The following is a 21,932-nucleotide window of genomic DNA, read 5'->3' as shown; positions in this document are numbered from 1 at the left end:
GGCAAGGATGCCGCTCCCACCTGCAATGGCCGCTGTGGGAGCGGCCTCCGGCCGCGACGACTTCCAGAGCGCCGGCGGCGGCCTGTCGCGGCAAGGATGCCGCTCCAACATGCAATGGCCGCTGTGGGAGCGGCCTCCGGCCGCGACGACTTCCAGAGCGCCGGCGGCGGCGAGTCGCGGCAAGGATGCCGCTCCCACATGCAATCGCTGCTGTGGGAGCGGCCTCTGGCCGCGACGACTTCCAGCGCGCTGGCCACGGCGAGTCGCGGCAAGGATGCCGCTCCCACGTGCAATGGCCGCTGTGGGAGCGGCCTCCGGCCGCGACGGATCGCGGTCAGCTCGTTGCAGCGGCCGTTCCTTGCTCGGCATCGGCATCGGCATCGGTGTCGGCATCGGATTCGGCTTTGGATTCGGTGTCGGCGCTCTCGCGCCGGCGTTGGTCCAGGTGCGCCGTGAGCTTGCGCTCGAAGCCGTCCAGGTAATCCGCCTGGCTCCAGGCGAGCCGGCGGCCGCCGGCGGTCAGCGCGATGCCGCAGACCAGCTCCGGGTCCTGCTCGAAGCCGGGCTGCCTGTCCTCGCCGAGGTGTTCCTGCACCAGCTCGATGAGCCGCCCGCGGCGGTCGTCGTCGAGCGCGAAGCCGGTGCTGACGACGAGCTCGTCGGCGCCGCGGAATTGCTCGCGCTCGTCCTCGTCAAGCCCGGCCAGCCGTGCCCCCAAGGTCTCCACCATGCGGTCCTCCAGGGCCACGTCGGCAAGATCCGACAGCGCCTTGCGGGCCAGGTCCGCAAAGCCCTCGGCGGTCTGCCGGCGCAGCTGCCTGACGAAGGCGTCCTGCTCATTGCGCAGCTGCTCGCGCCAGTGCGCGCGCTTGTCGTCCACCTCGGCGCGGGCCTCGTCGAGCAGGCGCTGCTTCTCGGACTCCGCCTCCTCGCGGGCCTGCTCCAGCACGGCGTCGCGGCGGTCCTCCAGGCGCTCCATGCGCTCGTGCAGGCGCTCGCGCTCGCGCTCGGCGGCGTCCTCGCGCTCCTGGGCGGCCGTCACGCGCTCGGCGATGCGGTCCTCGCGGCGGGCCATGGCCGCCGTCACCGGCCCGTAGAGAAAATGCTTCAGCAGCCAGACCAGGACCAGAAAGTTGACGATCTGGGCGGCGACGGTGAGCCAGTCGATCTGCATGGCCGCGCCCTCAGCCGCCGCCGGCGACCTGGCTCCAGAACGGGTTGGCGAAGATCAGGATCATGGACACCACGAAGCAGTAGATGGCCGTGGACTCGATCATCGCCAGCCCGACGAACAGCGTGCGGGTGATGGTCGCGGACTCGTCCGGCTGCTGGGCCATGGCCGTCAGCGCCTGCGCGACGGCCCGGCCCTCGCCGAGCGCCGGGCCGATGGCACCGATGGCGATGGTGATGCCGGCGGTGAAAATGGAAGCGATGGCGATGAGGGATTGGGGGTCCATGGTTCTTGAGGTGCTGGGTGCTGGGTGCTGGGTTCGAGGTTCTGGGTGCTGGGATCGAGCGGCGGATCGCGATGGTGGGAGTTGCATAGGTCCGATGCGTGCGGCCGGCAGCCCTAGCCCCCAGCCCCTCGCTCCTGTCTCTGTGCCGAGCTCGCCGACGCGATATACACCATCGCCAACACCGCAAAGATGTATGCCTGAATCATGCCGGTCAGCAGCCCCAGGAGCTGCATGACGATGGGGAACAGAAAGGGCGTCAGGCTGATCAGGATGCCGACGATGACGGTGCCGCTCATGATGTTGCCGTACAGGCGCACGGCCAGCGCGACGGTGCGCGAGAGCTCGCCGATGAGATTGAACGGCAGCATCAGCGGGGTCGGCTGCACATAGCGGCGCAGATAGCCGATGGGGCCGCGATGCAGCACGCCGTAGAGCGGCACCGCGGTGAGCACGCACAGCGCCAGCGCCGTGGTGGTGGAGAGCGACCCCGTCGGCGGCATGTAACCCGGCACCAGGGACAAGAGATTGGCCGTCGCAATGAAGATGAACAGCGTGCCGACGAAGGGCAGATACTGCCCCGGATCCTGGCGGCTCACGTCGTGGATCTGGTCCTTGAGCCCGGTCACCAGCACCTCCAGCAGGTTCTGCCAGCGCGAGATGTCCGGCCCGGTGCTGAGCCTGCGGGTGATGAGCCAGGAGCCCCCGGTCAGCAGCAGCATGATGAGCCAGGTATAGGCCAGGGTCGCGTTGATGTGCAGCGGGCCCCATTGCCACAGCAGGATCTGATCGGGGCTGATGGTCATCGCGATTGCCTCTCTGTCGTATCGTCGTCCGGCAGACCGCCAGCGCCGTTGCTGTCGGGTTGTTCTCGGGGCCTGTCGCCAGGGCGCCCGTAGCGGCGCAGCAGCAGCGCCCGCACGGCGATGACCCCGAGCAGGCCCGGCACCAGGGTCGTCCAGCCGTCCCCGGTCCAATGCTGGCCTGCCAGCATCAGCACCCAGAGCCCGGCCAGCAGCACAAGCATGCGCAGCAGCAGACTGCCGCCGATCAGCAGGACCGGTTGGCGCGTGCGGGCGAGCGCCTGCACCGTGCGATAGAGCCCGGCGTAGAACAGCCAGCCGAGCCCGGCGCCGGCGCCGAAGGCCGCGACCACCAGGGCCGCCGTGATCAGGGTGTCGCCGCTCATGCGGGCACCTCCCCGGCGCGGCGCAGCGCAAAGCGGGTGGCCACCGGCCCCAGCAGCTCGAACAGCACCGTGGAGCCGAACACCGTCGGCAGGATCAGGCTCTCCAGTGCCGGGAAGCTCTGCGCCGCCACCAGCGCCAGGCCCAGTGCGACGCCCGCCTGGGGCAGCACCGCGAAGCCGATCCAGTGGTAGATCCGCGGCGGTGCGCCGCCCAGGCGCCCGCCCAGCTGGGCGCCGGCGTAGAGCCCGGCGCTGCGCAGCAGGATGTAGACGGCGCCGATGAGCCCCACTGCCTGCAGCGATCCCAACTCCAGCGCAGCGCCGGCGAGCAGGAAGAACAGGATCAAGTACGGCCACTCGATGCCCTCGATGGCGTGAAACGGCCGGCTGTGGTGCTTTGCGCGGCTCGCCACCACGGCGCCGAGCGTGACGCAGGCGAGCAGGTAAGACACCTCCAGCCAGAGCGCCAGACCGGAGCAGAGCATGACGAAGCCGAGCGCCTCCGCCTGGGTAGGCTCACCTTCGCGCACGCGGCCGGTGAGCCAGGCCATGGGCAGGCCGAGCAGGGCGCCGAGGGCGACGGCGCCGGTCAGCTCCCAGAGCGCGCCGAGGAGCTCCCCGGACTCGCCGCCTGCCCCGGCCAGCGCCTGCGCGATGCTCAGCAGCACCGTGAAGATCATGATGCCCCAGGCGTCGTCGATGGCCACCAAGCCGAGCAGGGTCTGGGTGAATTCGCCATCGGCGCCGGACTCGTGCACCACATCGAAGGTGGCCGCCGGGGCCGTGGCCGGGGCAATGCCGGCCAGCAGCAGCGCCGCCTGCAGCCCGGCACCGGCGAGCAGCAGCCCGACGCCGACGAACAGGCTCGCCAGCAGTACCTTGCTGGCGGACAGCACCAGCACGCGCCGGCCGAGCTTGCGCAGCGCGTTCGGCGTCAGCTGCCCGCCGATGAGAAAGCCGACCATGGCCAGGGCGATATTGGTCAGCACCGGGAACCAGCGCTCGGTGAAGGGCGGCAGCAGGTCCAGCACCGAAGGCCCCACCAGCACGCCCGCCAGCAGCAGCAGGGTCACCCGCGGCAGGGGCGTGCGGCGGCCGATCAGGTCCGCCAGCAGCCCGGCGATGAAGATGGCGCCGATGGTGATCAGCATGGGTGCCACCTGCGCCGCGTTCTGGGCCGCGTGCTCCATCATTGGTCTCCGCTCTCGCGCTTGACCCAGTACCAGGCGTTCAGCACGCCGAGCGCCACCCCCAACAGCAGGAAGGTCAGGGTCCAGGACGCCCCGGCCGCCGGCCAGGCGCTGTCCAGCCACAGCCCCAGGGCGACGCCGGCCAGGGTCGGGATGGCCACCGCCCAGCCCACCATGCCGAACATGCCGAGCCAGAAGAAGATGCTGCGGTCCTCGTCGGCGCGGGCGCGCTGCTTGCGCGCCGCCTTGCGCCCGACGCTGTCGCGAAAGCGCTGCTCCGGCGGGCGGTGCGGATGCGCCCGGCGTTGCCGATGGTCCGAGGCTTGCGCCGGCGTCTCGGGTCGCGCATCCGGCGGGCCCGCCTGCGGCGCATCGCGGCGTGGATGGTCGTTTGGCGCTGCCATCACTGCTCCGCCTCCCACTCCATGAAGCGCCTGAGGGTGCCGGCCTCCAGCCGCGCCAGGGCGCTGCGCGTCTCGCGCTCGTGCTCGTCCAGGTTGGCGAAGGCGTCCTCCACGGTCTGGCGCAGGGTCGCGAGATCCGCCCCGGGCACGGCGTTGAAGCAGGCGACGCGCACCTCGTCGCCGGCCTTCACCAGGGTGCCCGTGTCCACGGCGCAGAGGTGCTCGGTGCCGTCGGGGTCGGTGTACAGCAGGATGCCCGGCACCAGCGCCGCCACCCAGTCCGCATGCCGCGGCAGCAGGCAGAAGGCGCCATCCTCGGCCTCGGCGATCACCTTGACCACGCGCGCGTCCACCAGGGTCTCGGTGGGCAGAAAGACCCGCAGCCGCAGGATGCGCCCGCCGTCGGCGCTGCGCGCGGGCTCATTCATCGAGCGCCCCCTTCATGTACAGATCCTGCTCGTCCACATCGGCGAATTCCCCCGCCAGGATGCGCTCGCAGCCATCCAGGGTCTGCTCCAGCTCCACCAGCTGACCCGGCTGGCCCGTGAACTGCTCCGTGGTGAAGAAGGGCTGGGTGAGGAAGCGCTCCAGCCGGCGCGCCTTGCTGACGGTAGCCCGGTCCTGCCGGGACAGCTCCTCCTCGCCGAGCATGGCGATGATGTCCTTGAGCTCCTCGTACTCCGCCAGGGTGGCGCGCACGTCCTGGGCGACGCGGTAATGGCGCTCGCCGACGATGGCCGGCGTGAGCATCTTGGACTCGGACTGCAAGGGGTCCACCGCGGGATACAGGCCCTGGCTGGCGCGCTTTCTGGACAGCACGATGGACGCGGACAGGTGCCCGAAGATGTGCGCGGCGGCCGGGTCGGTGAGGTCGTCGGCGGGCACATAGACGGCCTGCACCGAGGTGATGGCGGCGCTCTCGGAGTTGCAGATGCGCTCTTCCAGCTCCGCCAGCTCCGTCGCCAGCGTCGGCTGGTAGCCCACGCGCGAGGGGATGCGCCCCATGAGCCCGGACACCTCGGTGCCGGACTGGACATAGCGGAAGATGTTGTCGATGAGCAGCAGCACGTTGCGGTGGGCCTGGTCGCGGAACCACTCGGCGATGCTGAGCGCCGCATGCCCCACGCGGAAGCGCGCCCCCGGCGGCTCGTTCATCTGGCCGAAGATCATCACCGTGTGGTCCAGCACCTCGGCCTCGCGCATGTCGCGGTACAGCTCTTCGGCCTCGCGAGAGCGCTCGCCGATGCCGCAGAACAGGCTGATGCCCTGGTAGTGCCCCACCATGTTGTGGATGAGCTCGGTGATGAGCACGGTCTTACCGACGCCGGCGCCGCCGAACAGCCCGGCCTTGCCGCCGGCTTCCAGTGGGGCCAGCAGGTCCAGGGCCTTGATGCCGGTGGAGAAGATCTCGGTGCGGGTGACGCGCTCGGCGAGCGGCAGCGGCGCGCGGTGGATGGGCCAGCGCGACTCCTGCCCAGCGCCGGCGTCCGCGAGCGCCTCGCCGCGGTCGATGGTGTCGCCGAAGACGTTCAGCATCCGCCCCAGCAGCGCCTCGCCCACCGGCACCTGGAGCGGGCCGCCGGTGTCGCGCACCGGCATGCCGCGGGCGAGGCCGCGGGTGGGCGTCAGGGCGATGCAGCGCACCCGCTCGCGGTCCAGCAGGCTCGCCACCTCCAGCACCATGGCGTCGTCGGGACCCGTGCGCAGCGCCTGATTGCGCACCGGCAGCGGCGGCGGGAAGCGCACGTCCACCACGCTGCCGCGCACCGCCGTGACCCGGCCGGTGTGCGTCTGTGCTGGTGCTGTGGACGACGGCGGACCATGCATGGCGGCGGCCTTCGGTGGCGGCAGGAGCATGGCGCCGGGGCGGCCTGGCCCGACATCCGGCGGCTGCTCTGCAGCAAGAGATTAGGCGCTCCCGCCCCTGCGCGGGCTCGGGTCTTCGCGGTGCTCCCGCGTCCGGTATCTCCGGTCGCAGCGGCTCTGCGGCCTGCGTCTGCATGGCGGCGGGGCGATCATGGGCCCTCCACGGCCACCGGCATGTCCGCCTGCGACAGCCTTTTGGTGTCACCCGGCGCCAGCGTCAGGGTGTGCTCGCCCGCCTGGATGCGGATCGAGCCCAGGTGCGCCGATACGGCACGGATCTCCAGCGCCGCGTGGTCGATGCTGAGCGCAAGGGTTTGGCCGCGGAAACGCAGGCGGATGCGCAGGCGCTTGAGCTCTTCGGGCAGCTGCGGGTTCAGCCACAGGCACCCGCCGCGCACCTCGATGCCGGTCCAGCAGCGCTGCATCAGATCCACGGTGCCGGCCATGGCGCCCAAGTGGATGCCCTCGGAGGTCGTGCCGCCCTGGATGTCGGCGACATCGCTCTCGATGGCCTTGGTGAACAGCTGCCAGGAGCGACGGCGGTCCGAGCGCGCCAGCACCCAGGCATCGACGACGCGGCTCAGGGTGGAGCCGTGGCTGGTGCGTGCCCCGTAGTAGCTGACGTTGCGCGGGATCATGTCCGGGTCGAAGTCGTAGCCGAGACGCTCGAAGAGCCGCCCCAGGACCTCTGCGGAAAGCAGAAAGAACAGCATCAGCACATCCGCCTGCTTGGTCGCCTGGTAGTGGTTCGGCGAGTCGCCTTCGGCCTCCAGGATGCGGTCCAGGCGCTGGATGTCGCCGTACTTCTCGCGATAGGCGTCCCAGTCCAGCTCATCGAGCTGCTCGAAGCCCTCGAACTGGGTGATGATGCCGTCGCCGTGGAAGCAGATGCGCAGCTTGCGGGTCAGGGTGTCCCAGTGGTCCAGCTCAGCGGCATCGATGTCGAGCTGCTCCGCGAGCTCGTCCCAGCGCTCCCGGGGCAGGTGCTGCGGCAGCTCCAGTGCCCGGGACAGCACCCAGGCCGCCATCACCGTGGTATAGGCGTGATTGTCCAGACCGGGCTCGGCGCGGTCCGGGTACCGGGTGTGGAACTCGTCCGGGCCGACCACGCCCCTGATCTCGTAGCGGCCGAGGGTCTGGTTGAGCTCGGCCTTGCTGGCCCAGAAACGGGCGATCTCCAGCAGCATCTCGGCGCCGAAGAAGGACAGGAATTCCCGGTCTCCGCTGCTCTGGTAGTACTGCCAGACGTTGTAGGCGATGGCGGAGCTCACATGGCGCTGAAGATGCGTCTCGTCCGGGGTCCAGTGCCCCGAGCGCGGGTTCAGATGCAGCTGCTGGCTCTCTTCGCGGCCGTCGCTGCCGGACTGCCAGGGATACATGGCGCCGCGGTAACCGGCGGCGCGGGCCGCCTCCCGGGCGGCGCCCAGGCGGCGCCAGCGGTACAGCAGCAGCGAGCGGGTGATCTCCGGCAGGCGCAGGTCCAGGGTCGGGAAGATGAACAGCTCGTCCCAGAAGATGTGGCCGCGATAGGCCTCGCCGTGCAGGCCCCGGGCGGGCACGCCCACATCCAGGTCCATGACCTGGGGGCCGGCCGTCACCAGCAGGTGCAACAGGTGCAGGTGCAGGATGGCGGCGGTGCGCCCGCCGTCGTCCTCGGCCAGGGTCAGCTCCAGGTCGAAGCGCCGCCACAGCTGCTGCCACATCAGTGCGCTGCCGGCGAGGAGCTGCGCGAACCGCGGTGCATCCACCACGGCCTCCCGCGCCGCCAGGCCACACTCGCTGATGGCCGCGTCCCGGGAGGTGTAGAGGGCGACGGTTTTCTCGATCGCCACCGGCTGCCCGGCATCGAGGTGCAGGCTGAAGGTCTGGCCGATCCAGTCATCGCGGCGGGTCAGCTGCGGCTCGGCCGCCTGCTGCTGATCATCCCGATAGACCCGGGTGCGGGCGGCCAGGGCGACCTCCAGCCGCGACTGGCGGGTGCGAGCCTTGAGCAGGACCGCGTCTTCGCCCACGGCGTCGGTGTGGACGGGCGAGAGGTGGCGGCCGGTGAGCCCCTGGTAGCGCTCGACGCCGGCGTTCTCGACGCCGCCGTCGAGCGCGCTTTCCACCTGCACGGGGCCGGACCAATCGACGGCGGTGAGCGTCGTCTCCAGGGCCGCCAGGTGGTGGAGGCGCATGTGCACCAGCCGTCGTTGGCGCAGCTCCGTGGTGCGGCCCTGCGCGTCGCGAAAGCGCACTTTGCGCGTCAGCACGCCGCAGCGCATGTCGAGCGACTGGGCGAAGGTCAGGATCTCCATGTCGTCCAGCGAAAAGCGGCTGCCGTCATCGAAGATCAGCCTGAGGACCAGCCAGTTGGGCAGGTTCACCAGGTCCTCGTTCTCGACGACGCGCCCCTGGACCTCGCTCTCCGCGCGGTTGTAGCCGCCGGCGAGGTAGGTGCCGGGGTAGTGGTGCGCACCGGCGTCCGCTTCCGGCGCCGCACCGCGGGTGGCGAAATAGCCGTTACCCAGGGTGCACAGCGCCTCGCGCAGGCGCTCCTGCTCGGGCTGATACTCGTGATAGTGCCAGTGCCATTCGCTCATGTGCCGGGCCCCGGGTTATCGGAGACGCCGTTCTCGGAGACGCCGTTCTCGTAGACGCCGACGATGCGGCTCTGCCCGATGATGTGCGCCGCGTAGTCGCGCAGGAAGGTATCGCGGTCGGGCGTGCCGTCGATGGTCGTGTCCAGCGCGTACAGCCAGAAGTAGTAGTGGTGCGGACCATGGGCCTCCGGCGGTTGCGGGCCGCCCCAGCCGATGTCGCCGAAGTCATTCGGCCCGGGCCGGAACCGGTCCTCGCCGTTCATGGGGATCGCCCGGGTCTCCGCCGGGATGCCGTACAGCGTCCAGTGCGTAAAGCCCGCCGGCATCGGCGCGTCCGGGTCGTGGCAGATCACCGCGAGCTCAGCGGTGCCGTCCGGCACGCCGGTGATGATGAGCTCCGGCTGGTCGTCGGCGCCGGATTTGGTATAGCGCTCGGGGATGCTGGTGCCCGTGGCAAAGGCGGGGGATGTCAGCTTCATGGGCATGGGGAGCTCCCGATCTGGAAGGCCGGGGTGCGGCGCCCCCGGGTTGCGGGCCACTGCGGCGGCATGCGGCAGAGCGCTCGCCGCGCGCGGCATGTGCAGATCCGGGAACGCACTGTGGCAGTCCCGGCTCGGCATGTACTCAGGCATGTGCTCAGGACTGGCGGTCGCCGATGAGCGGTCCCGGCTCGCCCAAAAGGGCTCGCCCACATCACCGAGCAAGACCCAACCGAGCAAGACCCAGGCCTGCCTAAGCAAGCCTAAGCTAGCCTAAGCAAGCCTAAGCTAGCCTAAGCAAGACCCAGGCCGGCCCTCCCGCCCCGCTGCACCAGCTGCCGCCGGCCAGGTGTGGTACGCAGGCGGCACAGGCCAACGGCGGCTACTCCACCTGCTCCACGATGACCCCGCAGGCGATGCGCGGCCCGGCCGCACCCGAGGGCTGGGAGCGGTAGTCGTCTGCGCCGCTGTGGATCACCACCGCGGCCCCGTCGTCGTCGAAGAGCTGCGCACGCATGTCGGCGACTCGGGTCATGACCTCCACCTCCAGCGCGCCGCTCTCCGGCACATGGATGTTCGGCATGTCGCCCAGGTGCGGGCCGCCCTCGCTCAGATAGCCATGGGCCGTGTCGGGCGCCATCAGGTGGCCGCCGGCGGACTTGAAAGGCGGCTCGCAGGTGCCGCGGCCGAAAGCCGTGTCGGTCAGCCGCCGCCGCCCTGTCGGCGGTGGATTTGCCCCAGCCGGTGGCGCAAGTGCCCCGGCGTTGCCGCGCCCGGGACACCCTGGGCGCAGCCGCCCGCACCGGCCGGCCTGAGCCTCACCGTCACACCTCAGCCCAATGGGCGGCGCGCCCGCGCAGCCGATCGCGCAGCGAGCAGGCGCCGCTTTGACCCCAGGCGGGTCTGGTCCGGCCTTTGCTGCATATCACTGTCTGGAGTTTCCGGCCGGTGGCTGTGTGGACCGGCCTGGCCATGCCCGGAGGAGTGATGATTTTCAAGCAGTTTTATCTCGAAAGCCTGGGACACGCGTCCTACCTGGTCGGGTCCGAGGATACCGGCGAGGCCCTGGTGCTGGACGTGCGTCGCGATGTGGAGACCTATTTCGCGGCGGCACGGGAGCAGGGGCTGCGTCTGCGCTACGCCTGTGACACCCACCAGCACAACGACTATCTGTCGGGCATCTGCGAGCTGCCGGCGCGCGCCGACGTGCAGCTGCTCGCCGGCGCCCGCGCCGAGCTCGGCTACCCGGTGCGGGCCATGGAGGACGGCGCGCTGCTGGACATGGGCGAGGTGCGCTTTGAGCTGATGCACACCCCGGGGCACACGCCGGAGCATGTGAGCCTGCTGGTGACCGACCGCTCACGCGGCGAGGAGCCCGCTGTTCTGTTCTCCGGCGGGGCGCTGCTGGTGGGCGATCTGGCCCGCCCGGACCTGCTCGGCGGCGACGCCGAGACGCGCCGCGGGGCCAAGGCGTTCTGCGACACGCTTCAGAACAAGATCCTGCCCCTGCCCGACTTCGTGGAGGTCTATCCAACCCATGTCGCGGGCTCGCTCTGCGGCGGACACATCGGCAGCCGGTTGTCCACCACCATCGGCTACGAGCGGCGCCTGAACCGCATGCTGGCGAGCCTGTCGTCACGGGATGACTTCGTCGAGCACTGCATGGACCTGACGGACCTGCCGGCGGTGCCGCCCTACTGGCCGCGCATGCGCCGGCTGAACACCCAGGGTCCGCCGCTGCTGGGGGTGCTGGCGGACCCGCCGCCGTTGGACCTGGACGCCTTCGAGCGCGCCCGCAGCGAGGGCGCCGTCGTGCTGGACTGCCGCGCGCCGGAGGCCTTCGCGGCGCACATCCCCGGCGCCATCAATGTCGGTGTCGGCTCCAGCTTCGCCACCTGGGCCGGCAGCGTGCTGCCGCCGGATCAGGACATCGTGCTGGTGCTGGATCGCGCGGAGGACCTCTGGGAGGTGTGCTGGCAGCTCCTGCGCATCGGCTATCCGCTGCCCAAGGGCTGGCTCGCCGGCGGCATGCTCGCCTGGCGCACCGCCGGCAAGCCCATCGACGTGCTGCCGCAATGGACGGTGCGCGACCTGCGGCAGGCACAGCGTGAGCAGTCCGACCTGTTGATCCTGGACGTGCGTCAGCCGGCGGAATGGAGCGCAGGCCACATCCAGGGCGCCCTGCACCTCACCGGCGCCGAGCTCACCGCACGGGTGGACGATCTGCTCGCCGGCATTTCCCCGCAGCGGCCCGTCGCCGTCATCTGCGGCAGCGGCTTCCGCTCGTCCGTGGCCGCGAGTGTGCTCAAGGCCCGCGGACACCGGCAGGTGGCGCATGTGCTGGGCGGTATGACCGGCTGGGAGGCGGAAGGCTTCGAGACGACGAACGGCGCCGGCTCCGCCTGACGCCCGGGCCGCCGTGCCCCCTGTCTTGCCGCCGCAACCGATGCCCGCATCAGGAGACCCCGTATGAGCCAAAGCTTTCTCTCCGCCGGAGCAGCTGAGCGCGGCGGACTTGGTGCGGCTGGACACCCTGCGCGGCGTGCAGGTCGAGACCGCCGACGGCACCGCTTTGGTGGTCCAGGACCTGCTCATCGACGACAGCGACTGGTCCCTGAGCTACCTGGACCTGCTGCTGCCGGCCGATCGCGATGCCCGCGGCGGCGCAGAGGCGAAACCGCTGCGCTGCCTGCTGCCCCCGCGCGGCATCGACTGGCTGAACACCGACGCCGGCAAGCTGCACCTGACCGTGTGGATGCAGGAGCTCCGCGATGCGCCCACACAGCCGCTGCCCGTGGCCGGCGGCGAGGCAGTCCGTGTGCGCGTCCTGGAGCCCGCCCGCTGAGCGACTGCGCAGCACCGGCGCCGATCGCAACTACGCAGACTTCCGTCGGCAGCGGAAAGGATCGAGCCCACCCCGGGTACGCCGACTTCAGTCGGCCCCTGGGGCCGGCAGATTGCAGTCCGCCGCCGGCAGATGCTCCCCCCCCAGCCGCAGCCCTTGCGCAGCGCAACATCAGCCGCCGGCCGCCCGCAGCGGCTGCTCGTCATGGCGCCCGCGCAGCAGCGCGTCGATGTCGTCTCGGCTCAGGGTCTCGGCTTCCAGCAGCGCGTCGGCGAGCCGCTCCAGATCGTCCCGGTGCTCGCGCACCAGGCCCAGCGCGTGCTCCTCGACATCGCGGATCAGGCCGGTGATCTCGTCGTCGATGCGCTTGGCGGTGTCGTCGCTGAACTCCGGTGCCTGCGCCATCTCCCGGCCGAGGAAGACGTGCTCCTCGCCGCGCTTGAAGGCGACCGGGCCGATCAGCTCGCTCATACCCCAGTGGCTCACCATGCGGCGGGCGAGGCTGGTGGCGTTGTCCAGGTCCGCCTCGGCGCCCGTGGTGACATCGTCGAACATGACCCGCTCGGCGACGCGACCGCCGAGCATGACGCCGATGCGGTCGCGCAGATACGCGGAGCGGTAGGTGCGGCGCTCTTCGTCAGGCACCTGCTCGGTGGCGCCCAGGGCGCGCCCGCGGGGGATGATGGTCACCTTGTCCAGGCGGTCGGCATGCGGCAGCAGCCAGGCCAGCAGCGCATGACCGGACTCGTGCACGGCCACCAGCCGGCGCTCCTCGTCGCCGATGCCCTGCTCGCGCTTGGCGCCCAGCACCAGCTTGTCCCGGGCGTCGGCGAAGAGCTGCATGTCCACCCGCTCGCGGCGCCGGCGTCCGGCGAGCAGTGCGGCCTCGTTGACCAGGTTCTCCAGATCGGCGCCGGAGAACCCCACCGTACGGGCGGCGAGGCGCGCCAGATCCACGTCGTCGGCGAGTGCGATTCTGCGCGCGTGGATGGCCAGGATGGCCTGCCTGGCGTCGCGGCCCGGCAGCTCCAGATACACCTTGCGGTCGAAGCGCCCGGGGCGCAGCAGGGCCTTGTCCAGCACGTCCGGGCGGTTGGTGGCGGCCAGCACGACGATGTCCTGATGCGGCTCGAAGCCGTCCATTTCGGCAAGGATCTGGTTCAGCGTCTGCTCGCGCTCGTCGTGGCCGCCGCCCATGCCGGCGCCGCGGGTGCGGCCGACGGCATCGATCTCGTCGATGAAGATGACGCAGGGGGCGGCCTTTTTTGCGGACTCGAACAGGTCGCGCACCCGTGAGGCGCCGACACCGACGAACATCTCCACGAATTCCGAGCCCGACATGCTGAAGAAGGGCACCCCCGCCTCGCCGGCGACGGCACGGGCGAGCAGCGTCTTCCCGGTGCCGGGCGGGCCCACCAGCATGACGCCCTTCGGCATCTTGGCGCCGAGGGCGCGAAAGCGCCCGGGCTCCGCGAGATGGTCGATGATCTCGCCGAGATCGGCCTTGGCGTTCTCGAGCCCCGCCACGTCATCCAGGCCGACGTCGCTGTCCTCGGCGCGGATGCGCCTGGCCTTGGACTTGCCGAAGTCGAAGATGCCGCCGCCCTGGCCGGGTCCGCCGCCCATCATGCGCTGCTGCATGCGCCAGCTGATGTACAGGAAGAGTCCGAGGATCAGGACCCAGGGCAGAAACGAGATCAGCACCCGGCCCCACAGGCCCTGTCCGGCGGGCTCGGCGTCGATCTCGACGCCTTGCCGCTCCAGCAGATCCAGCAGCTGCGGGTCGCTCACCTGGGGTTTGGTGCTGGTGAAGGGCGCGCCCGGCTGACGCTCGTCGCCGGCGGTCTGCGTTTCGCCGCCTTCGGGCTGACCGGCGTCGGCGGCCTTCCGGCCGCCTGTGCGTGCAGCATCGGCGGCCGTTCTGTCATCCCCTGCGCCGGCCCCGTCGCCTGCCTTGTCGTCGGCTCCCGCCTGTTGGGCGCCGGCGGTGGCGGAGTCATCCCCTTGGTCTTCCGTGCCTGCGGTACCGGGCGCCGCGCCGGCATAGAAGCGGCCGCGGATGCGGTCCGCCTCGAAAGTGATCTGCGCCACCCGGCCCTCGCGCACCGCCTGCTTGAGCTGGGTGTAGCTGAGCTCGGTGGGCGAGGACCCGACGAAGAGATTGAGCACCGCGGCCAGCCCGATGATGGCCACGGCGGCGATGGCGTAGTTGCGCCACGGCGGGCCGTCCCCGCCGGGGTGGAGCCGGGAGAGCGGCTGGCGCGAGCCGGGAAGTCTGGGAGCGGCCATGGTGCTGCCTCCTGGGTGGGGTCGATGGCGGCGGGCATTTGCCTGCCTGGGGGCTGTGCCCGGCCGGAGCGCTCCGCCGTGGCGACGGCTTCTCGCCCCGGATGCTGAGCGAATCCCGATGTCCAGACATCGGGCTGCAACGGTATGCAGGAATGAGGCCGCATCGCGTGCAGGGGGCCTGGCGCACTCGGGCCGGGGGGCGCCCGTGGGGGAGCACGCAGGGTCCGCCTGCGGCTGCGCGGCCCGGCTTTCCGGGCGCGTGGCTTGCATCGGCAGGGGTCAGAGCCAAGCAATCCATCCCACTGCACCAGGAGCGCTCCCATGCCTGACGCCGCTGCCATCAACGACTTCGACCAACGCCTCCACGGCGATCTGCTGCGCCCCGGCGATGCCGGCTTCGAGGCCGCCCGCAGGGTCTACAACGGCATGATCGACCGGCATCCCGCGCTCATCGCCCGCTGTGCCGACCAGGCGGATGTGGCCGCCTGCGTGCAGCTCGCGCGTGACCAGGGACTGCCGCTCGGCATCCGCGGCGGCGGCCACAACGGCGCCGGCCTCGCGGTGGTGGACGATGGGCTGGTGGCGGACCTGTCATCCATGGACGACCTCGCCGTGCATCCGGCGGAGCACAGCGTGCGCGTCGGTCCCGGCTGCACCTGGGGCGACGTGGACCGGGCCTGCGGTGAGCATCGCCTCGCCACCGTCAGCGGGGTCATCTCCACCACCGGCGTGCCGGGGCTCACCCTCGGCGGCGGTCACGGCTACCTGAGCCGCAGGTTCGGCCTCACCGTGGACAATCTGCTGGAGGCCGAGGTGGTGCTGGCCGACGGGCGCACCCTGACCGCCAGCCCCGATGCGCATCCGGACCTGTTCTGGGCCCTGCGCGGTGGCGGCGGCAACTTCGGCGTGGTGACCTCCTTCCTGTTCCAGCTGCACAAGGTCGGCGAGGTGCAGGCCGGCCCCAGCTTCTGGCACATGCAGGATGCCGAGGCCGTGCTGCGTCGCTATCGGGCCTTCCTGCCCGCGGCGCCCGAAGCGTTGTACGGCTTCTTCGCCTTCATGACCGTGCCGCCGGCGAAGCCCTTCCCCGCGGCGCTGCATGGGCAGCAGGTCTGCTCCATCATGTGGTGCTGGCTCGGCGACCCGGACGACCTGGATGCGGAGCTGGCGCCGCTGCGCGATGCCGTGCCGCCGGCCTTCGAGCACATCGGCCCCATGCCCTATCCGACCCTGCAGAGCCTGTTCGACGGCTTCTACCCACCGGGTCTGCGCTGGCACTGGAAAGGCGACTTCGTCCGCGAGCTGCCGGACGAGGCCATCGCGCTGCACACCGAGCACGCGCGGCGGATGCCCACCCCGCTGTCCACCATGCACCTGTATCCCGTCGACGGCGCCGTGCACCGGGTCGCCCCCGACGCCACGGCCTTCGGCTACCGGGATTGCCTGTGGTCATCGATGATCGCCGGCGTCGCGGAGCGCCCGGAGGATGACGCCGCCATCCGCGACTGGGCGCGCGGCTACTGGGCGGCGCTGCACCCTTACTCTGCGGGCGGCGCCTACCTGAACTTCATGGAGGCGGAGGGACAGGACCGGGTGCGTGCCGCCTTCCGCGACAACTACGACCGGCTCGCGGCGGTGAAAGCCACCTACGATCCGGACAACCTCTTCCGGCACAACCAGAACATCCCGCCCGCAGGGGGCGGCACGGCGGGCTGAACACCTGCGCGCACCGCCGCCCGCGTGCAGCCGTGGCGCCGCGCCCTCAGCGCGGCAGCCCGCAGCGGACCTGCCCCGCGCGCCGCGGCTGCGGTACCCATGCCTGCCGGGTGCGGTGCAGATGCACAACCCGCGGTGCATAAGCACCGCGCCGCACGGCCCGCCGCGGGGGGCTCACCGCGGCAGCCGAGCGCGGCCGGCGCCGACCTCCGACCGGCATGCAGCGCGGGCGTGGCGGCTGTTGCGGAGCCTGGCACGGTCGCTGCTGAAGCCGGTCCATTGATTCACCCGGCTGCGCCTGCTGCCGAAGCCCGGCAGCGCAGCACACGGCAGACGGAGACCCGCTGCATGAAAATCCATGTGTTCGAGACCGAAGGCTGGGAGCGTGAGCCCTTCGCGCCGCTTGCAGACGACCACGAGCTGACCTTCACCGCCGAGGCCCTGAGCGCCGACAACGCCGCATCGCATGCCGACGCAGAGGCGGTGTCGACCTTCATCTACTCTTCCCTGAGCGCCGAAGTGCTGGACGCGCTGCCGGCCCTGCGCGCGGTGGCGTCGCGCTCGACGGGTGTCGATCACATCGATCTCCCGCGCTGTCGCGAGCGCGGCATCACCGTGTCCAACGTCCCCACCTACGGCAGCCATACCGTCGCCGAGCACGTGTTCGGGCTGCTGCTGATGATCAGCCACCGCCTGGAAGAGGCCGTGCAGCGCACCCGCAGCGGCCGCTTCGACAGCCATGGCCTGCAGGGCTTCGACCTCAAGGGCAAGCTCATGGGCGTCGTCGGCACCGGCGACATCGGCCGCGAGACCATCGGCATCGCCCGCGGCTTCGGCATGCCGGTGCTGGCCTTCGATGTGGCGCCAAACGAAGAGGCCGCGCGGCGTCTCGGGTTCGACTATGTGCCCCTGGACGAGCTGCTGGCGCGCGCGGACGTCATCAGCCTGCACGTACCCGAAAGCCCGAAGACGCACCACATGATCGACCGGCCGCAATTCGACCAGATGAAAGACGGCGCCGTGCTCATCAACACCGCCCGCGGCGGACTCGTCAACACCCGCGCCCTGGCGCGCGCCCTGGCGGAGAAGAAGATCGCCGCCGCAGGGCTGGACGTTCTGCCCGAGGAGCCGGTGATCCGCGAAGAGGCCGAGCTGCTGCGCTCCGTCTACGAGCAGCACCACCAGCTCGACAACCTGCTTGCCAACGAGGTCCTCGCGCACCTGCGCAACGTCGTCATCACACCGCACAGCGCCTTCAACACCCGGGAAGCCGTTGGCCGCATCCTGCAGACAACGGTGGAAAACCTGCGCGCCTGCGCCGCCGGCCAACCACGCAACGTGGTGAGCTGACGAAACAGCAGAGAAGCCAGAAGGACACCGTCGCTGCCAACACCGTCCCACGGCGGGACGGCCCGATTCAAACACCCTGTGGGCAGCATCAGCGTTATGCACGTCAACTCAGATCCTGGTGCTTCAACGGCACCCGTCGCACCCGCTTACCCGTTGCCGCAAAGATGGCGTTCAGCACCGCCGGCGCGGCCACCGCAATGGTCGGCTCGCCGATGCCGCCCCAGAAGCCGCCCGAGGGCATGACGATGACCTCGACCTTGGGCATGTCCTTCAGCTGCATGGACGGGTAGTCGTGGAAGTTGCTTTGGACCACGGCGCCGTCCTCCAGCGTGCATTCGCCGTGGAAGAGGGCGGAGAGGCCGTAGACGAAGGAGCCTTCCACCTGGGCTTCGATCTGCTGTGGGTTGACGGCATAGCCCGGGTCCGTCGCGGCGATGATGCGGTGGACCTTGACCTCGCCGCCGTCCACAGATACCTCCGCGCAGGCCGCCACATAGCTGCCGAAGGTCTTGACCACGGCGAGTCCGCGGTGGACGCCGTCTGCGGCGGCCTGGCCCCAGCCGGCCTTGTCGGCCACGGCCTCGAGCACGGCCAGGCTCTTGGGGTGATCGGCCATCAGCTTGCGCCGGAAGTCCAGCGGGTCCTTGCCCGCGGCCTGGGCCAGCTCGTCGATGAAGCACTCCAGATAAATGGCGTTCTGGTTGATGTTGACGCCGCGCCAGAAGCCGGGAGGCACCGGTGGGTTGCGCATGGCGTGCTCGACGAGCAGGTTCGGCACGCTGTAGCTGATGGCGTGGTCGCCGTCGGCATGGAAGCCCTGGAAGGTGACGGGGTCCGCGCCGTCCTCGGCCATCCAGCCGGGTCGCACCGCCGCCAGGATGGACTGGCCCGAGATGCGAACATGCAGGGCCGCGAGGTCGCCGTTCTCGTCGAGGCCGCCCACAAGCCTGCACTTGGTGATGGGGTGGTAGTGGCCGTGGGCCATGTCCTCTTCGCGGGTCCAGAGCAGCTTCACCGGTGTGCCCGGCAGCTGCTTGGCGATGCTGACGGCCTGGGTGACGAAGTCGTGGAAGGCGCCGCGCCGGCCGAAGCCGCCGCCCAGGTGCAGCTTGTGCACGTCGCACTGCTCGATGGGCAGGCCGGCGGCGTCCGCCGCGGCTTCCAGCGCGGCCATGCCGTCCTGCGTGGGGCACCAGACCTCGCAGCGGTCCTCCGTCCACACCGCCGTCGCGTTCATGGGCTCCATGGTGGCGTGGTTCTGGTAGGGGTAGGCGTAGACGGCCTCGATGGTCTGCGCCGCGTCTGCGAGCCCCTGCCTGGCATCGCCGCCGGCGTTGCCGACGAAGACCTGCTCGTCCGAGGTCAGGCCCTCATCGAGCATCTTGTCGATGTCCGCGCTGCTCAGATCCGCGTGCGGGCCCTTGTCCCAGCTGATGGGCAGTGCGTCCAGCGCCGTCTTGGCCTGCCACCAGGTGTCGGCGACCACGGCCACGGCGTTGTCGCCCACGGCCACCACCGCGCGCACGCCCGGCATGCTCCTGACCTTGTCCGCGTCGAAGGACTCGACCTTGCCGGTGAACACCGGGCAGGCCTTGATGGCGGCGTTCAGCATGCCGGGCAGCACCAGGTCCGTGCCGTAGACCTGCTTGCCGTGCAGCTTGTCGACGGTGTCCAGGCGCTTCACGGGCTTGCCGATGAGCTGCCAGTCCGCCGGGTCCTTGAGCGCCACATGCTCCGGCGGCCACAGCTCGGCGGCGGCCTTGGCCACCTTGCCGTAAGTGGTGGTGCGACCGCTGGGGGTGTGGGTGATGACGCTGTCGGCGGCGGTGCACGCGTCCATCGGCACGTCCCAGGCCTCCGCGGCGGCCTGGATCAGCATCTGCCGGGCGACGGCGCCGCCCTTGCGCACATAGGCCTCGCTCTCGCGGATGCCGCGGCTGCCGCCGGTGGAGAAGCTGCCCCAGACGCGGTCCCGGCGCAGGTTCTCGCCCGGCGTCGGATACTCGGTGGTCACCTTGGACCAGTCGCACATGAGCTCCTCGGCCACCAGCTGCGCGAGCCCGGTGAGGGTGCCCTGGCCCATCTCCGAACGGGCGATGCGGATGACCACGGTGTCGTCCGGGTGGATGACGACCCAGGCGTTCACCTCAGGTACCTCGTCAGCACCGCCCGCAGCGTCCTCTGCGGCGACGGCGTTACAGCCGAGCGCGGGCAGCGTCAGGCCCAGCGCGAAACCGGCGCCGGCGGCGGTGCTGCGGATAAGGAACTCGCGGCGGGAAACGGTGATCGGGTCAGCACTCATGACGCACCCCCGTTCTGCTTGAGCTCGGCGGCCAGATGGATGCCCTGGCGCACCCGGTTGAAGGTACCGCAGCGGCAGATGTTGGTGACGCCCGCGTCGATGTCGGCGTCAGACGGGCGCGGATTCTCCGCCAGCAGGGCGGCGGCGGTCATGATGATGCCGGGCTGGCAATAGCCGCACTGGGGCACGTCGAGCTCCGCCCAGGCCCGTTGTACGGGATGGTCGTTGTTGGCGGACAGGCCCTCGATGGTGACGATCTCCTGGTTGGGATTGACCTCGGAGACGGGCAGGGTGCACGCGCGCACCGCCGCGCCGTCGATGTGCACGGTGCAGGAGCCGCAGATGCCGATGCCGCAGCTGTACTTGGTACCGGTGAGCCCGAGCTGCTCCCGCAGCACCCAGAGCAGGGGCGTGGATGCGTCCACATCCACCTCCACCGGCTTGCCGTTCACCTTGAGTGTTGCCATGGACGGTCCTCTTGGAATGGGGAGGCCAGTGCGCCCCGGGCTGGCCAGCCCGTGCGCGAAGAGGTGTCAGGATAGACGCTTACCGCACCCCGGACCATGGCGGATCACCCGGGATCTGCAGCCGCCGGGGCGCCGGCCCGCAGGCGAATCGGGTGGGGGGCAGTTGCCCAGCCGGGCCGACTGACACGGCGTTCAACACGGGGAAAATACGGGGAAAAAACAAAGGACACTCTATACACAGACTTACCATAATACGGGGACGGTATACAGAATTATCGGATAGGCGAGTCCCTGCGAACAGTCACACTCTGGACTGCTGCTGATCGCTGCGGGACCCGCCTGCGCCGAATCCAGTATACCGTCACCACGATTTGGGACAGAAAGCGTTTGCTGCCTCAGCGTGCTGCTTCAGGCCAAGCGCAAGAAAGCCCCGGTGCGCAAAAGCGCAACCAGGGCTTTCGTGATGACCCGCGGCCGGCTGCTGCGGGTGCCGGCGATGCGGGAAGCCGCAGCGATCAGTGGGCGCTCATTCGTAGCCGACCCGGTCGTAGATGCGCTGGGCCTCGGCCTGATTCTCGCCCAGGACGTTCAGGTTGATGGTGTCTTCCTTGAAGGTGCCGAGCTCGGCCACGCTGTCGGCGAGCGGCGTGCCCGGAACCGCTGGGTACTCGTCGTTGCCGGCGGAGAAGTACTCCTGCGCCTGCTCGCTGCTCAGGTACTCCAGGAACTTGACGGCGTTCTCGCGGTTGGGGGCATGCCTGGCCACGCCGGCGCCGGAGATGTTCACATGGGCGCCGAAGCTCTCCTGGTTCGGGAAGACCCAGCCGATGCCCTCCAGGGCCTCTGCGTCCAGGGTGGGGTCGCCCTTGCGCAGGGCGCGCGCGAAGTAATAGGTGTTGGAGAGCACGATGGCACACTCACCCGAGGCGATGGCCTTGAGCTGGTCGGTATCACCGCCCTCGGGGTCACGGGCGCGGTTGTTCCAAACGCCTTCGGCCCATTGCTCGGCCGCTTCCGGTCCGAGGTGCTCCATCAGCGCGGCCATCAGCGAGAGCATGTAGATGTTGCTTGCGCTGCGGGTGCAGACCATGCCCTTGAGTTTGGGGTCCGCCAGGTCCTGGTAGGTCTGGATATCCTGTGGGTCCACGCGCTCCTTGTCGTAGAAAATGATACGCGCCCGCTTCGAGAAGCCCCACCAATGGCCGTCCGGGTGGTGCAGCCAGGCGGGGATGCGCGACTCCAGCAGCTCCGACTCCACCGGCTGGAAGAGCCCGGCCTCGTCGGCACGCCACAGGCGGCCGGCGTCCACCGTGATCAGGATGTCGGCGGGGCTGTTGCGGCCCTCGGCCTTCATGCGCTCGATGAGCTCGTCGCCCTTGCCCTCGATGCGGTTGATCTCGATGCCGGTCTGCTCCTCGAACTCCGAGTAAAGGCGTTCATCCGTGTCGTAGTGCCGGGACGAGTAGAGGTTCAGCTCGCCCTCGGCCTGGGCGGCTGTGGCGACCAGGCAGAACAGCATGGCGGCGCCGATGGCGGTGTTGTTGCGCATCTTGTCTCCTCAGTTGATATTGCAGAGCTGAAGCTTGCGACCTTAACAGTATCGCGAATCGTTCGCATTACTTTTTGCGGGCGCGTTCTGGTTTGCCGGGGCTCGGCGGTGGGACGCTGCACGGTCTGCGTTGCGCGGTCACGCGTGCGTCGGTATCGAGGCCTAAGACCCGCATGGGTACCCTGCCTGCCGAGGGCTTGGTGCCGGCTGCGCGCGCCGCGGCCCCGGCGCCGTTGGACGCCGGCGCGCG

General features: G+C 70.1%; 18 protein-coding genes and 1 pseudogene. 4 read left to right on the top strand and 15 right to left on the bottom strand.

Annotated features, from left to right (window positions below):
• Window positions 1-334: 334 nt before the first annotated feature.
• From QZ607_RS18715 to QZ607_RS18665, 11 genes and pseudogenes are all read right to left on the bottom strand, one after another.
• On the bottom strand, window positions 335-1,174 hold the full coding sequence (locus QZ607_RS18715) for a F0F1 ATP synthase subunit B (RefSeq protein ID WP_295885794.1): 840 nt from the start codon (window positions 1,172-1,174) through the stop codon (window positions 335-337).
• Window positions 1,175-1,184: 10 nt separating this feature from the next.
• Window positions 1,185-1,457 carry a F0F1 ATP synthase subunit C gene (locus QZ607_RS18710; protein ID WP_295885791.1) on the bottom strand — a complete coding sequence of 91 codons (273 nt, stop codon included), beginning with the start codon at window positions 1,455-1,457 and terminating at the stop codon, window positions 1,185-1,187.
• A 113-nt stretch (window positions 1,458-1,570) separates the two neighbouring features.
• Window positions 1,571-2,260 (bottom strand): F0F1 ATP synthase subunit A, encoded by a 690-nt coding sequence (locus QZ607_RS18705; protein ID WP_295885790.1) that lies wholly within the window; start codon window positions 2,258-2,260, stop codon window positions 1,571-1,573.
• A complete protein-coding gene (locus QZ607_RS18700) occupies window positions 2,257-2,643 on the bottom strand; it encodes an ATP synthase subunit I (RefSeq protein WP_295885788.1) in 387 nt (128 codons plus the stop codon). Before QZ607_RS18700 ends, QZ607_RS18705 begins: the two co-directional genes overlap by 4 nt.
• Window positions 2,640-3,833, bottom strand: a complete 1,194-nt coding sequence (locus tag QZ607_RS18695; RefSeq protein WP_295885787.1) for a cation:proton antiporter — start codon at window positions 3,831-3,833, stop codon at window positions 2,640-2,642. Before QZ607_RS18695 ends, QZ607_RS18700 begins: the two co-directional genes overlap by 4 nt.
• Window positions 3,833-4,237, bottom strand: a complete 405-nt coding sequence (locus QZ607_RS18690) for an AtpZ/AtpI family protein (protein ID WP_295885786.1) — start codon at window positions 4,235-4,237, stop codon at window positions 3,833-3,835. The genes QZ607_RS18695 and QZ607_RS18690 overlap by 1 nt, the downstream gene beginning before the upstream one ends.
• Complete coding sequence (locus QZ607_RS18685; protein ID WP_295885784.1) at window positions 4,237-4,665, bottom strand: F0F1 ATP synthase subunit epsilon; 429 nt, start codon at window positions 4,663-4,665, stop codon at window positions 4,237-4,239. The genes QZ607_RS18690 and QZ607_RS18685 overlap by 1 nt, the downstream gene beginning before the upstream one ends.
• Window positions 4,658-6,064 carry a F0F1 ATP synthase subunit beta gene (gene atpD, locus QZ607_RS18680; protein WP_295885800.1) on the bottom strand — a complete coding sequence of 469 codons (1,407 nt, stop codon included), beginning with the start codon at window positions 6,062-6,064 and terminating at the stop codon, window positions 4,658-4,660. Before atpD ends, QZ607_RS18685 begins: the two co-directional genes overlap by 8 nt.
• Before the next feature lie 188 nt (window positions 6,065-6,252).
• Window positions 6,253-8,655: pseudogene (locus QZ607_RS18675) on the bottom strand (glycoside hydrolase family 65 protein); the annotation flags it as partial.
• A 26-nt stretch (window positions 8,656-8,681) separates the two neighbouring features.
• A complete protein-coding gene (locus tag QZ607_RS18670) occupies window positions 8,682-9,164 on the bottom strand; it encodes a YbhB/YbcL family Raf kinase inhibitor-like protein (RefSeq protein WP_295885782.1) in 483 nt (160 codons plus the stop codon).
• A gap of 382 nt (window positions 9,165-9,546) precedes the next feature.
• Window positions 9,547-9,870, bottom strand: a complete 324-nt coding sequence (locus tag QZ607_RS18665) for a superoxide dismutase family protein (RefSeq protein WP_295885798.1) — start codon at window positions 9,868-9,870, stop codon at window positions 9,547-9,549.
• A gap of 281 nt (window positions 9,871-10,151) precedes the next feature.
• On the opposite strand from QZ607_RS18665, the gene QZ607_RS18660 reads away from it, so the two are divergent.
• The gene (locus tag QZ607_RS18660; RefSeq protein ID WP_295885780.1) at window positions 10,152-11,570 is read left to right on the top strand and encodes a rhodanese-like domain-containing protein; all 1,419 of its coding nucleotides are present in this window, start codon (window positions 10,152-10,154) and stop codon (window positions 11,568-11,570) included.
• Window positions 11,571-11,679: 109 nt separating this feature from the next.
• Entirely contained in the window at window positions 11,680-12,009 is a 330-nt protein-coding gene (locus QZ607_RS18655; protein WP_295885778.1) for a hypothetical protein, read from the top strand.
• Between the two features lie 171 nt (window positions 12,010-12,180).
• Here QZ607_RS18655 and ftsH read toward each other — a convergent pair whose 3' ends face one another.
• Complete coding sequence (gene ftsH, locus QZ607_RS18650) at window positions 12,181-14,298, bottom strand: ATP-dependent zinc metalloprotease FtsH (protein ID WP_367268223.1); 2,118 nt, start codon at window positions 14,296-14,298, stop codon at window positions 12,181-12,183.
• A 321-nt stretch (window positions 14,299-14,619) separates the two neighbouring features.
• On the opposite strand from ftsH, the gene QZ607_RS18645 reads away from it, so the two are divergent.
• On the top strand, window positions 14,620-16,014 hold the full coding sequence (locus tag QZ607_RS18645) for an FAD-binding oxidoreductase (RefSeq protein WP_295885776.1): 1,395 nt from the start codon (window positions 14,620-14,622) through the stop codon (window positions 16,012-16,014).
• A gap of 348 nt (window positions 16,015-16,362) precedes the next feature.
• A complete protein-coding gene (locus QZ607_RS18640; protein WP_295885774.1) occupies window positions 16,363-17,364 on the top strand; it encodes a hydroxyacid dehydrogenase in 1,002 nt (333 codons plus the stop codon).
• 103 nt (window positions 17,365-17,467) lie between these two features.
• On the opposite strand, the gene QZ607_RS18635 is transcribed toward QZ607_RS18640, so the two are convergent.
• From QZ607_RS18635 to QZ607_RS18625, 3 genes are all read right to left on the bottom strand, one after another.
• Entirely contained in the window at window positions 17,468-19,666 is a 2,199-nt protein-coding gene (locus tag QZ607_RS18635) for a molybdopterin cofactor-binding domain-containing protein (protein WP_295885772.1), read from the bottom strand.
• Window positions 19,663-20,133, bottom strand: a complete 471-nt coding sequence (locus QZ607_RS18630) for a (2Fe-2S)-binding protein (protein WP_295885770.1) — start codon at window positions 20,131-20,133, stop codon at window positions 19,663-19,665. Before QZ607_RS18630 ends, QZ607_RS18635 begins: the two co-directional genes overlap by 4 nt.
• 526 nt (window positions 20,134-20,659) lie before the next feature.
• The gene (locus tag QZ607_RS18625) at window positions 20,660-21,682 is read right to left on the bottom strand and encodes a Fe(3+) ABC transporter substrate-binding protein (RefSeq protein ID WP_295885768.1); all 1,023 of its coding nucleotides are present in this window, start codon (window positions 21,680-21,682) and stop codon (window positions 20,660-20,662) included.
• Between the last annotated feature and the right edge of the window lie 250 nt (window positions 21,683-21,932).

Source organism: uncultured Thiohalocapsa sp. (assembly GCF_913063425.1).
Classification (GTDB): domain Bacteria; phylum Pseudomonadota; class Gammaproteobacteria; order Chromatiales; family Chromatiaceae; genus Thiohalocapsa.
The sequence above is the reverse complement of the archived record's forward strand: the minus strand, read 5'-3'. Positions and strand labels throughout refer to the sequence as shown.

Coding starts and splice junctions, on each gene's coding strand:
- QZ607_RS18715 (WP_295885794.1), bottom strand. CDS start 1,174: ATGCAGATCGACTGGCTCACCGTCGCCGCCCAGATCGTCAACTTTCTG.
- QZ607_RS18710 (WP_295885791.1), bottom strand. CDS start 1,457: ATGGACCCCCAATCCCTCATCGCCATCGCTTCCATTTTCACCGCCGGC.
- QZ607_RS18705 (WP_295885790.1), bottom strand. CDS start 2,260: ATGACCATCAGCCCCGATCAGATCCTGCTGTGGCAATGGGGCCCGCTG.
- QZ607_RS18700 (WP_295885788.1), bottom strand. CDS start 2,643: ATGAGCGGCGACACCCTGATCACGGCGGCCCTGGTGGTCGCGGCCTTC.
- QZ607_RS18695 (WP_295885787.1), bottom strand. CDS start 3,833: ATGGAGCACGCGGCCCAGAACGCGGCGCAGGTGGCACCCATGCTGATC.
- QZ607_RS18690 (WP_295885786.1), bottom strand. CDS start 4,237: ATGGCAGCGCCAAACGACCATCCACGCCGCGATGCGCCGCAGGCGGGC.
- QZ607_RS18685 (WP_295885784.1), bottom strand. CDS start 4,665: ATGAATGAGCCCGCGCGCAGCGCCGACGGCGGGCGCATCCTGCGGCTG.
- atpD (WP_295885800.1), bottom strand. CDS start 6,064: ATGCATGGTCCGCCGTCGTCCACAGCACCAGCACAGACGCACACCGGC.
- QZ607_RS18670 (WP_295885782.1), bottom strand. CDS start 9,164: ATGAAGCTGACATCCCCCGCCTTTGCCACGGGCACCAGCATCCCCGAG.
- QZ607_RS18660 (WP_295885780.1), top strand. CDS start 10,152: ATGATTTTCAAGCAGTTTTATCTCGAAAGCCTGGGACACGCGTCCTAC.
- ftsH (WP_367268223.1), bottom strand. CDS start 14,298: ATGGCCGCTCCCAGACTTCCCGGCTCGCGCCAGCCGCTCTCCCGGCTC.
- QZ607_RS18645 (WP_295885776.1), top strand. CDS start 14,620: ATGCCTGACGCCGCTGCCATCAACGACTTCGACCAACGCCTCCACGGC.
- QZ607_RS18640 (WP_295885774.1), top strand. CDS start 16,363: ATGAAAATCCATGTGTTCGAGACCGAAGGCTGGGAGCGTGAGCCCTTC.
- QZ607_RS18635 (WP_295885772.1), bottom strand. CDS start 19,666: ATGAGTGCTGACCCGATCACCGTTTCCCGCCGCGAGTTCCTTATCCGC.
- QZ607_RS18630 (WP_295885770.1), bottom strand. CDS start 20,133: ATGGCAACACTCAAGGTGAACGGCAAGCCGGTGGAGGTGGATGTGGAC.
- QZ607_RS18625 (WP_295885768.1), bottom strand. CDS start 21,682: ATGCGCAACAACACCGCCATCGGCGCCGCCATGCTGTTCTGCCTGGTC.